Below are 13833 nucleotides of genomic sequence, written 5' to 3' on the forward strand. Positions count from 1 at the left end.
GCACGGGCTTCCCTTCGTGTACCGCGTGACCAGGTACGACCCCACCGACCGCGACGAGCGGGGCGCCCGCACCGGCACCGAAGACGTGGTCAGCGATCACGGGCCCGGCGAGCAGCGGCCCGCCGACGATCTCTTCTGGGAGCGGCTGTCCTGGTGCGTGGCGACGGGATGGGCCGGGCTGCTGGAGGAGAACCACGTCGACAACGGCGCCCGCTGGCACCGGCTGGACGACGGACTCATCGACGTGGTGCGCGGCCGGCTCGCCCCGCGCGCCCAACTGACGGTCTGGCCGGGCCTGTCCACCGATGTCGCGGCCGTTCTCGCCGCCCTTCCGGAGGAAGGGCCGGTCGAACTCGTATGGGAGGACGGCGAAGGGAGGATCACCGGCGTCGTCGCGGACGGGTGCGAATCCGCGGAGCTGGCCACGCTCGTCGCCGGCGCCCGCGCCGCGACCGCTCTGTCCAGGTACGTCGACGAGCGGCACCCGCTGATGACGGCCGTCCTGCCCGACAGTGACGATGTCCTACGGGCCCGACGGTGGACCGAACAGACGCGGAGCGATCGCGACTGGGCCTTCCTCAGGACGCTGCGCCGGGGTCAGGTCGTCACCGGCACCGTCGTCGTGATCGCCGACTTCGGCGTCACCTTCGTGGACATCGGCGGGTTCACCGCGATGATCAACATTCCCGAGGTGTCCTGGAGGCGCGTCGGCCACCCCTCCGACATCCTCGCTGTCGGGCAGGAGGTCACCGCCGAGATCCTGGACATCGATCCGACCCGCGAACGGGTGTCGCTGTCGCTCAAGGCACTTCAGGAGGATCCGCTGCCGCGGCTCGCCGAGCGCGTGGGCGAGACAGTCACCGGTCGGGTCACGCGCATCGAAGCCTTTGGTGTCTTCGTCCGTATCGAGGAACGGGACGACGGATTCGAAGGATTGGTGCCGGCGTCCGAACCGGCCGGGGACACCGCCCGCGTCGGCGACCCGCTCACGGTGCGGATCACCGCGGTCGACCCCACGACCCGCCGGATCCTGCTGGCGCCTGTGCGGGCTTCCGCCACCGGCGAGGCCGGCTGACCCCTCCGCGACCGTCGCCGCGAAACAGGCGCGCCGAGCGCGTCGAGTTCTCGCCACGCTATGGGCGCAAGACGGGAGGAGCGGCAGTATGGAAGGCATGACGGACATGGTGAATTCAGCCCAGGCCGCGGCGTGGAACGGCTACGAGGGCAGGCACTGGGCGGAGCACCAGGATCGGTACGACCATCTGAACGACGCGGCCAATGCCCCGCTGCTGGAAGCGGCGGGCATAAAGGAAGGTGACCGGCTCCTCGACATCGGGTGTGGGAACGGACGGGTCACGCGGCTCGCGGCACGCCGTGGGGCTCGGGCCGTCGGGATCGACCTGTCGGCCCCGATGCTGGCGCGGGCCAGGGAGTCCGCGGTGGCGGAGGAGGTCGAGGACGTCACGTTCGTGCGGGGCGACGCACAGGTGCACGCCTTCGAGGAGGCGTCCTTCGACATCGCCGTGAGCCGCTTGGGGGTGATGTTCTTCGCCGATCCCGCCGCCGCGTTCCGCAACATCGGACGGGCGTTACGGCCCGGTGGGCGGCTCGCCTTCGTCTGCCCACAGTCGTTCAGCCTGATGGACCAGGCGGTGATCTTCGCGGCGATCGGCACCCAGGTCACGCTGCCCGCCCTCCACGAGGACAGCAGACACCAGCCGACCTCCTTCGCGGACCCCGCGCACACCGAGCGGGTGCTGAGCGAGGCGGGCTTCAAAGGCATCGGTCTGCGGGCACTGGCACTGACCCAGCACTGGGGCAGGGACGCCTCCGAAGCCTCGGCCTTCCTGATGGGGTGGGGGCCTCTGCAACACTGGCTGGCCCTGGCGGAGGCCGACGAGCGGACGCGTACGCGGGCGCACGACGCCGCCACGGAAGCGTTCCACGCCTTCGAGACCCGGCAGGGCGTACGGCTGACCAGCCGCCTGTGGCTCGTCACCGCCGAGCGCCCCTGAGCAGGGCATTCCGCATGGTCTACGAGTTCGGGAACTCCCAGGTCGGCATGGCGAATCGGCCTTCGTCCCACATGTCGTGGCAGCCGCGCTCGCGGGCGATACCTGGGGGCCTCGTCCAGCGCGCGCCCGATGCCGCGCCGGCGGTACGACTCGTCCACGGACAGCTCGTACAGACACATCTCGACGCCTTTGTCCGGATGCGGCATCTCGATACCGGAGACAGATTCGGCCGGGACGCCTTCGACATGGGCGATCAGCATCAGATGACCCGGAGCGGCGAGAAAGCGCTCCGCCCACTCCGGCCGGGCCTCCGGGGGCCGCGTACCACGCCTGGTGTACGGCGACGCTCCCCCGTACTCCTCAAGGAGGCTGGTGAGTTCCGACTGGTGTCAGCGCGGGCGGTGCGAAGGGCCGTTTAGGGTTCAAGCATGGAGATCCCAACCCCCCGACGGCCACGGCTGCGCAAACGATGGCTCGCGGGCGTGGCCGCCGCCGCCGTGCTCGTCGGCGCCGGCACCTGGACCGCCGTCGCCTCGGACAGCGCGCCCACCGTGCAGCGAGACGACCAGACGATGGAGATGCCCGGCGCCCGGATCGACACCTCGTACTTCACCGCCGGTGACGGCGGCGATGAAGGGCGCAGGCCCGCCGTCCTGCTCGGCCACGGTTTCGGCGGCAGCAAGAACGACGTACGGGCGCAGGCCGAGAAGCTCGCACGCGACGGATACGCCGTACTGACCTGGTCGGCACGAGGGTTCGGCAAGTCCACCGGCAAGATCGGACTCAACGACCCGGCCCACGAGGTCAAGGACGTCTCGCGGATGATCGACTGGCTCGCCGAGCGTCCCGAGGTCCAGCTCGACGCCGACGGCGACCCACGCGTCGGCATGAGCGGAGCCTCCTACGGAGGAGCCATCTCCCTGCTCGGCGCCGGCTACGACCCGCGCGTCGACGCGATCGCGCCCGTGATCACCTACTGGAATCTCGCCGACTCGCTCTTCCCCGACGGCGTCTTCAAGAAGCTCTGGGCCGGGATCTTCTTCTCCACCGGCGGTGGCTGCGACACCTTCGAGAAGCAGCTCTGCGAGATGTACGACCGGGTCGCCGTCGCCGGGAAGCCCGACGCGGCGGCCGGGGAACTCCTCGCGGAGCGCAGCCCGTCCGCGATCGGTGACCGCATCAAGGTGCCCTCGCTGATCATCCAGGGCCAGACCGACTCCCTGTTCCCGCTCGGCCAGTCCGACGCCATGGCGAAGACGATCAAGGCCAACGGCGCGCCTGTCGCCGTCGACTGGATGGCGGGCGGCCACGACGGCGGGAACGCCGAGACCGGTCGCGTCGAGAGCCGTATCTCCTCCTGGTTCGACCACTACCTCAAGAAGGACACGGGCGTCGACACCGGGCCCGCGTTCCGCGTCAGCCGGACCGGAGGAGTCGACTCCACCGACGGTCGGGCGCTGTTGAGGGGGGCCAGCAGCGACAGCTATCCGGGCCTGCGGAGCGGGATAGCCAACATCCCGCTGACCGGGCGCGAGCAGTCGTTCGACAATCCCGCCGGCGCGAGCCCGCCCGCCATCTCCACCGTGCCGGGCCTCGGCAGCGGACTGTCCCAGCTGTCCTCGTTCGGTATGGGCCTCGCCCTCGACTTCCCCGGCCAGTTCGCTCGCTTCGACTCCCGGCCGCTCGACACGTCGCTCCAGGTGACCGGCTCACCGACCGTCCGTGTCAACGTCAAGGCCGACAGCGACGACGCCGTGCTCTTCGGCAAGGTCTACGACGTGGGCCCGGACGGCCGCCAACAGGTACTGCCCTCACAACTCGTCGCCCCGATCAGGGTCGAGGGAGTCAAGGCGGGCGACGGCAGGACCGTCGACCTGACACTGCCGGCCATCGACCACAAGGTGGAGGCCGGGCACCGGCTACGTGTCGTCTTCGCCGCGACCGACCTCGCCTACGCCTCACCCGCCGCACCCGCCACCTACACCGTCACCCTGGACGGCGGCCTGTCCGTACCCACGGCGCCCGCCCTCACCACCGCCGCGCCCACCCTCGCCTGGTGGGTCTGGGGCCTGCCACTGGCAGGCGCGCTGATCGCCGCCGCGCTGCTGCTCACCGCGCGCCGCCGGGTCAGCGCGCCGGCGCCCGATCCGGAACTGGCCCACGTCCCCCTCCAGATCACGGACCTGTCGAAGCGCTACGCCAAGTCCGCCGACCGCTATGCCGTACGGGATCTCTCCTTCCGGGTCGAGAAGGGCCAGGTGCTCGGGCTCCTCGGTCCGAACGGCGCGGGCAAGACGACGACCCTGCGCATGCTCATGGGCCTCATCACCCCCGACGCCGGAGACATCCGGGTCTTCGGGCACTCCATCAGGCCCGGCGCACCCGTGCTGTCGCACGTCGGATCCTTCGTCGAAGGCGCCGGATTCCTGCCGCACCTGTCCGGGCGGGAGAATCTGGAGCTGTACTGGCGGGCCACCGGCCGCCCCGCAGAGGACTCGCACATCGAGGAGGCCCTGGAGATCGCCGGGCTCGGCGACGCCCTCGCCCGCGCGGTGCGCACCTACTCGCAGGGCATGCGGCAGCGCCTCGCGATCGCGCAGGCCATGCTCGGCCTGCCGGACCTCCTCATCCTTGACGAGCCGACCAACGGCCTCGACCCGCCGCAGATCCGCGAGATGCGTGACGTGATGATCCGCTACGCGGCCGACGGCCGGACCGTCATCGTCTCCAGCCACCTCCTCTCCGAGGTCGAACAGACCTGTACGCACCTGGTGGTCATGGACCGCGGCCGGCTCGTCCAGGCCGGCCCGGTCGCCGAGATCACCGGCTCCGGCGACACCGTGCTCGTCACCACGGAAGGACAGGTGCCCGATCCGGTCATGGACAAGATCGCCGCGATGGCCGGGATCGGATCCGCGATCCGTACGGACGAGGGACTGCTCGTACGGCTCGACGGGGCCGACACCAACACCCTGGTCACCGAGCTCATCCGGATGGATGTGACGCTGACCGGCGTCGGACCGCACCGCCGCCTGGAGGACGCCTTCCTCACTCTCATCTCAGGAGCCTCCGCATGAGCGCGCTGACCGAATCGGCTCCGGGCTACCGGGCGGGCCGCACCCTCCCGCTCCGTGTCGAACTCGTACGACAGCTCAAGCGCAGGCGGACGATGGCGATGGGCGGGGTGCTCGCCGTCCTGCCGTTCGTGCTGATCGTGGCCTTCGCCATCGGCGGGACACCGGGAGCCGACGAGAACGGCGGTGGCGGTGGCGGCAGTCGGCTGAACCTGATGGACACCGCGACCTCGTCCGGGGCCAACTTCGCCGCCACCTGCCTCTTCGTCTCGGCGGGTTTCCTGCTGGTCGTACCCGTCGCGCTGTTCTGCGGGGACACCGTGGCCTCCGAGGCGAGCTGGTCCTCCCTGCGCTATCTGCTCGCCGCGCCCGTGCCGCGCGCCCGCCTGCTGTGGAGCAAGCTGGCGGTGGCGCTCGCCATGAGCCTGGCGGCGATGGTGATGCTGCCGGTCGTCGCGCTGGCGGCGGGCACGGCCGCCTACGGCTGGGGGCCGCTGGAGCTGCCCACCGGAGGGTCGCTGGGCACGGCCGACACCGTGCCGCGCCTCGCGATCGTGGTCGCGTTCATCTTCGTCTCCCAACTGGTCACGGCGGGCCTCGCGTTCTGGCTCTCCACGAAGACCGACGCCCCGCTCGGCGCGGTCGGCGGCGCGGTCGGACTGACGATCATCGGCAATGTCCTGGACCAGGTGACGGCGCTGGGGACGTGGCGGGACTTCCTGCCCGCGCACTGGCAGTTCGCCTGGGCGGACGCGCTCCAGCCCCAGTTGGAGTGGAGCGGCATGCTGAAGGGCTCGGCGATCTCGGTGACGTACGCCTTGGTGCTCTTCGCGCTCGCGTTCAGGAACTTCTCCCGCAAGGACATCGTGAGCTGAGCCGAGCGGCACTGAGCCGAGCCGCACTGAAGCGAGCTGTCGAGCGGGTGGTCGGGTCGGGCGGCCGAATCGAGCGGGTGGCCCGACGCCGTGAGCCGGCCCCCGCGTCGCGTTCATACCCAGCCCCGACGAGCCGCTTCCGCCCCCGCGCGGAAGCGGCTCGTCGTGCCGAGGGCGGTGAGCAGCTCGCCGACCCGTCTGCTGTACGTACGGGGTGACATGCCGAGCCGTGCAGCCGCCGCCTCGTCGGTGAGTCCGCACAACATGGCATCGAGCACGGGCCGTAACTGAGAGGGAAGGACACCCGCCCGGGAACCGGCCCCGGGATCCGCCCCCACGGCGACCGGTGCCGGGTCGGACGGGTCCCTCGGTGAGCCCGCCGGTGGACGCGCCGGTGGATCCGGCTCTACGGGAAACTCCTCCCCGTGGTCCCACCAGTGCTGATGGATACGGACCAGAGCCCCGACGACGACAGGGTCCCTGATCAACAGCACCCCGTTGAAATGGAGATCGAAGTCGAGGGGGAGCGCGGCCGTCGTACGGTCCACGAGGACCATCTTGAACGGGATCGACTCCGTCTGCCGTGCGCCGCGGGCAAGCACCCGCAGCGCGTACGGCAGCCCCTCCAGGCCCCGGCGCGGCACGATCCGGCGGACCGTGAGCGGAACGGCGGGCAGCGGAGCGATCCCGGCGTCGGACCCCACGCCGGGACACGGGTCGTCCCCCGCGTCGGGTGGCGCCTCCGGGTCCGCCCGTTCCGCGGCCGCGCGGACGCACGCGGTGGCGAACTCCAGGAACGGCGGTGGCAGACCCCTCCCCAGGGAACGGCCCGGATCGTCGAACGTCAGCAGCTCGTGACGCGCGGAACGGACGAGCGCCGCCAACGCGGCGGCCACCTGATGGGCGCCGCGGACCGATCGGCCGGCCGGTCGGAGAGTCTCCACCGCGTCCCCCCGCAGTGCGCTTCTCGGCAGGGCCGACCTGTCGAGTACAGAGCCCGGAACATGTGCCACGGCTGACCACCCCCGCCATCCCCTCGGAGCCGTACGCCACTCCATGTACTCACGAGACTGCACACCGTGACAAGTGCCAGTTCAGGGAGTGGCGACTCCATGCCAAACGAGTCGAATCGCGCATCAACGGCGCCGGGCGGCGAACGAGTTCACGCGGCGCGGGCGCGAAGAGCGGGCGGCGACGGGCAACTCCCTTGGCCCGTTGCGGCATTGAGATTCATCCGCAACCTCCCGTGCCGGTCCCGCCGGCCGTCCCGGACGTCGCATGCACACGTGTTGACGATTCCTGGGGGACCGTGATGAGGCTCCGCACGAGGACGTATCGAGTGGCGGTGGCCGCGTTGCTGGCGGGCGCCCTGCTGCTCACCGGCTGCTCCGGCGGCGTCGAGGGGGACATGAGCAAGGCGGCCGACAGACCGGCCGGCGCGGGCGAGCCCGGCAGCGGCTCGGGGTCCACCGCGGGCTCGGGTGCCACGGGGTCGGCCGACGGCGTCGAGCAGGGCGAAGGGCGGGAAGGGCGGCGGGACGGCGAACAGGGTCAGCGCGACAAGGGGCGGGCGGGGGAGTTCGCGCCGGAGCCGGACCTTCTGTCGACCTTCGCCCTGGATGTGGACACCGCCTCCTACGGATACGCGCTCCGCACCCTCGGTGAGGGACGGCGGCCGGATCCCGGCACCGTACGGCCCGAGGAGTTCGTCAACAGCTTCCGCCAGGACTACGAACGGCCCGAGGGAGACGGCTTCTCCGTCACGATGGACGGTGCCGCGGCGCCCGGCGCGGACGACGACTGGTCCCTCCTGCGCGTCGGGCTCGCCACCCGCCAGGCCGACCACGGAGGTGAACGCCCGCCGGCCGCACTCACGTTCGTGATCGACATCTCCGGCTCCATGGCCGAGTCCGGCCGCCTCGACCTCGTCAAGGAATCACTCGGCATCCTTACGGACGAGCTGCGCGGCGACGACTCGATCGCCCTGGTCACCTTCAGCGGCGAGGCCGAGACCCGGCTGCCGATGACCCGTGTCGCCGACAGCCGCTCCCGGATCCACGACGTGATCGAGGAGCTGGAACCGTCCGACTCGACCAACGTCGGGGCGGGCGTCGAGGCGGGCTACGACGAGGCCGTCGACGGCCGCAGGAGCGGCGCGGCCAACCGGGTCGTCCTGCTGTCGGACGCGCTGGCCAACACCGGCGAGACGCAGGCGGACGGGATCCTCGAACGCGTCGCGGACGCGCGTACCGAGCACGGGATCACCCTCTTCGGCGTCGGTGTCGGTGTCGGAAGCGACTACGGCGACACCCTGATGGAACAGCTGGCAGACAAGGGCGACGGACACACGACGTATGTCTCCGACAGGGAACAGGCCAGGAAGGTCTTCGTCGATCAGCTCCCCATGAACGTCGAACTGCGCGCCAGGGACGCCAAGGCTCAGGTGGCGTTCGACCGCGACACGGTCGAACGGTTCCGGCTGATCGGCTACGAGAACAGGGCCGTCGCGGACGAGGACTTCCGTGACGACCGGGTCGACGGCGGCGAGGTCGGGCCGGGACACACGGTGACGGCGCTGTACGCCGTCAGGCTGCGGCCCGGCGCGAGCGGCGAAGTCGCCAAGGCCACGGTGCGCTGGCTGAACCCCGAGACCCGGGCGCCGCGCGAGCGGTCGGGGTCGGTCGGCGCGGGCGCGGTCGACCCCCGGCTCTGGGGTGACACGAAGCCGCGGCTCCAGGTCACGGCCCTCGCCGCGTACTTCGCCGAGGCGCTGCGCGGCGGTGCGACAGCCGACGGCACCCTGCCCGGCGCTCCCGGTCTCGGTGAACTGGCCGAGCGGGCACACGCGTTGGCCGAATCGACGGAGGACGGATCGGTGCGGAAGCTGGCGGAGGCGATCGATCAGGCGGGCCGCGTCCGGGAGTGACCGAGGGCTGATCCGGGGCCGAACCGGGGTGGCTGTGAGGGCCTGTCGCGGGTCAAGTCATCGGCGGTAGGGGGGTGGTGCGGCGGTCCGCCGGAAGGTCACCGGCGGAAATGGTGCCGCGCCGACCCTCCCGGCGAGCCATGATGTGTGGCATGGCCACCATTCTGCTCGCGCTCGCTGTCGTCTTCACCGGTCTGTACGCCGGCATGATGCTCATCTTCCTGACCGGGATCATGCCCGCGCTGACCCGGCTCACGGACGGCCAGTTCGTGGTGGCCATGCGCCGGATCAACGAGGAAGTCCCGCGCGGGCTGTTCGTGCTCGTGTTCCTCGCCGAAGTGGCCTTCCCGGCCGCCGCGCTCGCCGTCCCCGTCGACGGCCGCTCGGACACCCACGGGTGGCTGCTGCTGGCCGGCCTGATCTGCGTGGTCGTCAACCACCTGGTCACCGTCGCGGGCAACATCCCGCTCAACAACGCCCTCGCGGCGTCGGAGGCCTCGCCCGGGACCAACCCCGACAGTGCCGTCCGCGCGGCCTTCGAGGGCCGCTGGAACCGCTTCCACGCCGTCCGTACGCTCTTCGCCGTCGGGGGATTCGCGCTGATCGTCAGCGCCTCGCTGTCGTGACGGTGAACAGCCCCACGGACTCCCGCCGGCTCGCGACCTCCCCGAACCCGGCCTGAGCGGCCCACTGTTCGGCCAGCTCCACGGGACGACACTTCATCTCCCACAGGACGCCCTCGCGGTTCGGCAGCACGTTCGCGATGAACTCCAACTGAGGATGGTGGGTCTGCGTCGTGAAGACCAGCACCCCGCCGGGTGCCAGCATCCCGCGCAGCCGCGCGACGGACGCCGCGATGACGGCGTCGTCCAGCAGCAGTTCGTAGAGCCCCGACACGACGACGATGTCGGGTGCCCGGGAGGCGGGCGCCGGGTCGAGGGCGTCTCCGTACGCGTACGAGATCCCCGTCAGCCCGCGCTCGGCCGCCTGACGCCCGCCCTGCGCGAGACCCGCGCGGTCCATGTCGCGGCACTCGACGCGCAGGGTGCCGGGCTCGTACTCCGCGAGCAGGTCCTGGAGGTACCGTCCGGGCCCCGACGCCACGTCCAGTACGCGCACGCCGCCGTCGGCACCCCCGGTGCCGCCGCCCGCGCGCCGCGCGATCTCCTTACGGAGGACGTCCTTGAGCAGTTCACGACGGGCCCGGATGGCGCGCCATCCGACGGCGTTCAGATACACGCGGTCGATGAGGTGTCCGACGACCGGGAAGCCGCCGGCCTTGTTCACATACACGTAGTCCAGCATCGATCCGCTGTCGAAGCCGTGCCGGTATCCGATCCGGACCCCGGCGCTCGCACGGCCGACGGTGCCGAGCAGGACGCGCATCGCCGCCCACCGCGCGCCCTTCAGCGAACCGGTCCGTTTCCGAGGGGCCGCCACGGTCGAGTGCGTCGGAGTCTGCCTCTGCCTCCGCGTGTGCGTCTTCGCGTTCGTCTTCATCATGCGCATCAGCGTCGGCCCGGAGCTCGGGCCTCGGTATCCGCGCGGCTACTCGGGCGGGGTATGAGTAGTTCTGCGTACGCTCCCGATCGGGGCCGAGCGGGGCGGCGGAGGCGTGACGAGCGGGCGCGATCGCGGGGGGTACGGTGCGACGGTCACCGCGACCGACGGTCACCGCGACCGGCGGTGACATCGGCCGGCACCGAGCAGCTCCGGAGGACAGGGAAGCCATGCCTGAAGCGGACGACGCGCCCGTGATCGTGAGCAGCGCACCCGGCTCGTTCGCGCGGAGCGTGCTGGCCGAGCGCCATCCCGCCCTCATCCAGCAGGTACGGGTCGCCTTCCCGTGGTCCCCGGAACGGCACCGGGCGCTCGACGCGCTGCTCCGCTCCTGTACGGAGGGCGTGCTGGAACCGCTGGGTCCGGACGCGCACGACCGTGCGCGGTGGGACGCGTGGGGCGGCGAGTACTTCGGCCGCTCGTGGTTCGACGTGCCGTTCCTCTGGTCCGAGAGCTACTTCTACCGCCGGCTCCTCGAAGCGGTCGGCTACTTCGCTCCGGGGCCGTGGCAGGGCATCGACCCGTTCGCGCCCTTCAAACGGGCCGAGTTGCGCGGCTCGCTCGTCGACGACGAACTCGCGGCGCTCGACGCGCTCGCCCGACGACCGGCCGAGGAGCGGGCCGCCGCCTACCTCCAGGGCTCGCTGTGGGGAAACCGCGCGGACCTCGGCTTCTCGGTCGGTGCGCAGGGCCCCGGGAGCTCTGAGGGCTTCGAGGGCTCCGGGGGTGGCTCCGCCGGTGAGGAGCCGCCGCCCCTCGTCGCGGACGACAGTGAGGTGCTGTGGTCGCTGCTGGCCACCGGCCGCTCGCCCGGCGCCGTGCGGACCACCGTCCACGTCATCGCCGACAATTCCGGCCGCGAGCTGATCCCCGACCTCGTCCTTGTCGACCACCTCCTTACGACGGGGCGCGCGGACGACGTCGTTCTGCACGTGAAGCCGTATCCGTACTACGTGTCCGACGCCACGATGGCCGACGTCGTGGACTGCGCGCGCCGCCTGGCCCAGGCGTCGGGCAGCGCGGGCGAGGCGGGAAAGCGGCTCTGGGCCGCGATGGGCGACGGGCGGCTCGACGTGCGGGCGCACGGGTTCTTCTGCGCCCCGTTCCCCTACCGTGCGATGCCCGCCGACCTGCGGCGGGAGTTCGCGGGTGCCGCCCTGACGATCGTGAAGGGCGACCTCAACTACCGTCGCCTCGTCGATGACCGTCTCTGGCCGCCCACCACGTCGTTCGCCGAGCGCACGGCGCACTTTCCGGGGCCCGTGGCCGCTTTGCGTACCCTGAAGTCCGATGTGATCGTCGGCCTCGCCCCGCGCACCGTGGCGCGACTCGAAGCCACGGTCACGGGGGACGGGGCGAACGGGGCCTGGCGCACGAGCGGAACGCACGCGCTCGTCCAGGTCAGACCCTAGCCAAGCGGAGTCGGCGACACGGAACGAAGAGACGAACCTCGGAGGCAGGCGCCATGGCGCTCCAGATCAGCGCGACCAACCCGGAGCAGCCGGCCGTGCTCCTCGACCTGCCCTGGGGCGTCCCACTCGAAGAGTGGCCCGACGACTGCCTGGTGGCGCTCCCGCGCGGCATCTCGCGCCATGTGGTGCGTTTCGCCGACGCGGGCTCCGAGGTGCTGGCGGTCAAGGAGATCGCCGAGCGTCCGGCGGTGCGCGAGTTCGGGCTGCTCAGGGATCTGCACCGGCTGGGCATACCGGCGGTCGACCCGGTCGCCGTGGTGACGGGGCGGGTGGACGCGGACGGCAGGCCGCTGGAGTCCGCGCTGATCACGCGGCACCTGAAGGGCTCGCTGCCGTACCGCTCGATGTTCGAGTCGACCATGCGGCCGAGCACCGTGAATCGCCTCATGGACGCGCTCGCCGTCCTCCTGGTGAGGTTGCATCTGACCGGCTTCGCCTGGGGCGACTGCTCGTTGTCGAACGCGCTCTTCAGGCGTGACGCGGGCGCGTACGCCGCGTATCTGGTGGACGCCGAGACGGGCCAGATCCAGCCGAAGCTCAGCCGTGGCCAGCGCGACTACGACATAGAGCTGGCGCGTGTGAACATCGCCGGGGAGCTGATGGACCTCGAAGCCTCGGGCTCGCTCCATCCGTCGGTCGACCCGGTGCCGTTCGGGGCGGCGATCGTACGGCGCTACGAAGACCTGTGGCACGAGCTGACGCGTGAGTCCGTCTACCCGGTCGACAAGCGGCACTACATCGACCGCCGGATCCGTCGGCTCAACGAACTGGGTTTCGATGTCGCGGAGATGCAGATAGAGCGTTCGCCTGCGGGCGGCACCGTCACGTTCCTCCCCAAGGTGGTCGACGCGGGCCACCACCAGCGCCAACTGCTGCGGCTGACGGGTCTGGACGCGGAGGAGAACCAGGCCCGGCGCCTGCTCAACGACCTGGAGAGCTGGATGGTCGGCCAGGACGACTACGCGCCGGGCGACCCGTTGGGGGCACGCCCCGAGGTTCTGGCGCACCGCTGGGTGCGGGACGTGTTCCGGCCGACCGTACGGGCCGTACCGCTGGATCTGCGCCACAGGGCGGACGCGGCGCAGATCTACCACGAGGTGCTGGAGCACCGGTGGTATCTGTCCGAGAGCGCCGGGAACGACGTGGGGCTGGACGCGACCATCGAGGACTACGTCGCCAACATACTGCCGCGTACGCCGGACCCGTCCGCGCCGGATCTCCTCATGGAGGAACCGCCGGAGCCGGGTGAGCAGCCGGATCCGGGTAGGCCGCTGGACTCGGGTGAGCCGCTCGACGGAACAGGGGTCCACGGGGCATGAGCGACCTGGTGACGGAGCGGCTGCTGCTCCACCCGCTGAGTCCCCCGGAGGCCGAGCGCCTGGTCGCGGGCGACCGGACGAGCGGCGCGCACTGGGCGCCCGGCTACCCCGACGAGGGCGACGTCTCCGGTGCCACGCGCTTCCTGACGACCTGTGCGGCCGTCGGCGACCCCCGGCCGTTCGGCACGTACGAGATCCGCCTCAGGGACACCGGCCAGGCGGTCGGCGGGGTGGACTTCCACGGCCCGCCGGACGACAGCGGTGCCGTGACCATCGGCTACGGCCTCGTCCCCGCCGTACGGGGCCGGGGTTACGCCTCCGAGGCGCTGCGCGGCCTGCTGCTCTTCGCGTGGGCCGGCGGTGTCACCTCCGTAAGAGGCGACACCGATCACGACAACATCGGATCCCAGCACGTCATGGTCTCGGTGGGGATGCGGCTGATCGCGGACGACGGCCGGCTGAAGTTCTACGAGATCGCCTGGCCCGGCCGGAGCAGCTGAGCGGCCCCGCCGCGACGGGGGAAACGCGGCGGGACCTTGGGTGCGGATGCCCTGCGGCCCGCCGCTTACACATAGGCCTTCATGCGGCGCGG

Annotated in this window: 11 protein-coding genes and 1 pseudogene; 9 read left to right on the forward strand and 3 right to left on the reverse strand. The window is 71.3% G+C overall.

The window, feature by feature from the left end; all coding sequences use genetic code 11:
- The first annotated feature begins 25 nt into the window (after positions 1-25).
- Together OG700_RS26770 and OG700_RS26775 are read left to right on the forward strand one after the other, a co-directional pair.
- Complete coding sequence (locus tag OG700_RS26770; protein WP_405617805.1) at positions 26-1075, forward strand: S1 RNA-binding domain-containing protein; 1050 nt, start codon at positions 26-28, stop codon at positions 1073-1075.
- 88 nt (positions 1076-1163) lie between these two features.
- Positions 1164-2015, forward strand: coding sequence for a class I SAM-dependent methyltransferase (locus tag OG700_RS26775; RefSeq protein ID WP_405617807.1), 852 nt, complete (start codon positions 1164-1166; stop codon positions 2013-2015).
- Positions 2016-2034: 19 nt separating this feature from the next.
- On the opposite strand, the pseudogene OG700_RS26780 reads toward OG700_RS26775, so the two are convergent.
- Positions 2035-2332 (reverse strand): annotated as a pseudogene (locus OG700_RS26780) (GNAT family N-acetyltransferase); the annotation flags it as partial.
- Between the two features lie 111 nt (positions 2333-2443).
- On the opposite strand from OG700_RS26780, the gene OG700_RS26785 reads away from it, so the two are divergent.
- Positions 2444-5092: an alpha/beta fold hydrolase gene (locus OG700_RS26785; protein WP_405617809.1), complete on the forward strand. Its 2649-nt coding sequence runs from the start codon at positions 2444-2446 to the stop codon at positions 5090-5092.
- Positions 5089-5964 carry an ABC transporter permease gene (locus OG700_RS26790; protein ID WP_405617811.1) on the forward strand — a complete coding sequence of 292 codons (876 nt, stop codon included), beginning with the start codon at positions 5089-5091 and terminating at the stop codon, positions 5962-5964. Before OG700_RS26785 ends, OG700_RS26790 begins: the two co-directional genes overlap by 4 nt.
- A gap of 113 nt (positions 5965-6077) precedes the next feature.
- Here OG700_RS26790 and OG700_RS26795 read toward each other — a convergent pair whose 3' ends face one another.
- Positions 6078-6908 (reverse strand): DNA-binding response regulator, encoded by an 831-nt coding sequence (locus OG700_RS26795; protein WP_405617813.1) that lies wholly within the window; start codon positions 6906-6908, stop codon positions 6078-6080.
- Between the two features lie 368 nt (positions 6909-7276).
- Here OG700_RS26795 and OG700_RS26800 point away from each other — a divergent pair, with 368 nt between their 5' ends.
- Positions 7277-8890 carry a von Willebrand factor type A domain-containing protein gene (locus tag OG700_RS26800; protein WP_405617815.1) on the forward strand — a complete coding sequence of 538 codons (1614 nt, stop codon included), beginning with the start codon at positions 7277-7279 and terminating at the stop codon, positions 8888-8890.
- Between the two features lie 152 nt (positions 8891-9042).
- A complete protein-coding gene (locus OG700_RS26805) occupies positions 9043-9516 on the forward strand; it encodes a DUF1772 domain-containing protein (protein ID WP_405617817.1) in 474 nt (157 codons plus the stop codon).
- Here the strand turns inward: OG700_RS26805 and OG700_RS26810 are convergent.
- Positions 9497-10330 carry a class I SAM-dependent methyltransferase family protein gene (locus OG700_RS26810; RefSeq protein WP_405617819.1) on the reverse strand — a complete coding sequence of 278 codons (834 nt, stop codon included), beginning with the start codon at positions 10328-10330 and terminating at the stop codon, positions 9497-9499. The genes OG700_RS26805 and OG700_RS26810 overlap by 20 nt on opposite strands.
- Before the next feature lie 290 nt (positions 10331-10620).
- Here OG700_RS26810 and OG700_RS26815 point away from each other — a divergent pair, with 290 nt between their 5' ends.
- From OG700_RS26815 to OG700_RS26825, 3 genes are read left to right on the forward strand one after another with little or no spacing between them, the layout of a single operon-like run.
- A complete protein-coding gene (locus tag OG700_RS26815; RefSeq protein ID WP_405617821.1) occupies positions 10621-11862 on the forward strand; it encodes a damage-control phosphatase ARMT1 family protein in 1242 nt (413 codons plus the stop codon).
- 53 nt (positions 11863-11915) lie between these two features.
- Positions 11916-13241, forward strand: a complete 1326-nt coding sequence (locus tag OG700_RS26820; protein ID WP_405617823.1) for a DUF4032 domain-containing protein — start codon at positions 11916-11918, stop codon at positions 13239-13241.
- Positions 13238-13741 carry a GNAT family N-acetyltransferase gene (locus OG700_RS26825; RefSeq protein ID WP_405617825.1) on the forward strand — a complete coding sequence of 168 codons (504 nt, stop codon included), beginning with the start codon at positions 13238-13240 and terminating at the stop codon, positions 13739-13741. Before OG700_RS26820 ends, OG700_RS26825 begins: the two co-directional genes overlap by 4 nt.
- The last annotated feature ends 92 nt before the right edge of the window (positions 13742-13833 follow it).

The organism is Streptomyces sp. NBC_01508, from assembly GCF_045040315.1.
Classification (GTDB): Bacteria; Actinomycetota; Actinomycetes; order Streptomycetales; family Streptomycetaceae; genus Streptomyces.

Bases quoted from the DNA above. Each gene is read 5' to 3' on its own strand.
- OG700_RS26790 (WP_405617811.1), top strand. From the start codon at position 5,089: ATGAGCGCGCTGACCGAATCGGCTCCGGGCTACCGGGCGGGCCGCACC.
- OG700_RS26785 (WP_405617809.1), top strand. From the start codon at position 2,444: ATGGAGATCCCAACCCCCCGACGGCCACGGCTGCGCAAACGATGGCTC.
- OG700_RS26805 (WP_405617817.1), top strand. From the start codon at position 9,043: ATGGCCACCATTCTGCTCGCGCTCGCTGTCGTCTTCACCGGTCTGTAC.
- OG700_RS26820 (WP_405617823.1), top strand. From the start codon at position 11,916: ATGGCGCTCCAGATCAGCGCGACCAACCCGGAGCAGCCGGCCGTGCTC.
- OG700_RS26775 (WP_405617807.1), top strand. From the start codon at position 1,164: ATGGAAGGCATGACGGACATGGTGAATTCAGCCCAGGCCGCGGCGTGG.
- OG700_RS26825 (WP_405617825.1), top strand. From the start codon at position 13,238: ATGAGCGACCTGGTGACGGAGCGGCTGCTGCTCCACCCGCTGAGTCCC.
- OG700_RS26800 (WP_405617815.1), top strand. From the start codon at position 7,277: ATGAGGCTCCGCACGAGGACGTATCGAGTGGCGGTGGCCGCGTTGCTG.
- OG700_RS26815 (WP_405617821.1), top strand. From the start codon at position 10,621: ATGCCTGAAGCGGACGACGCGCCCGTGATCGTGAGCAGCGCACCCGGC.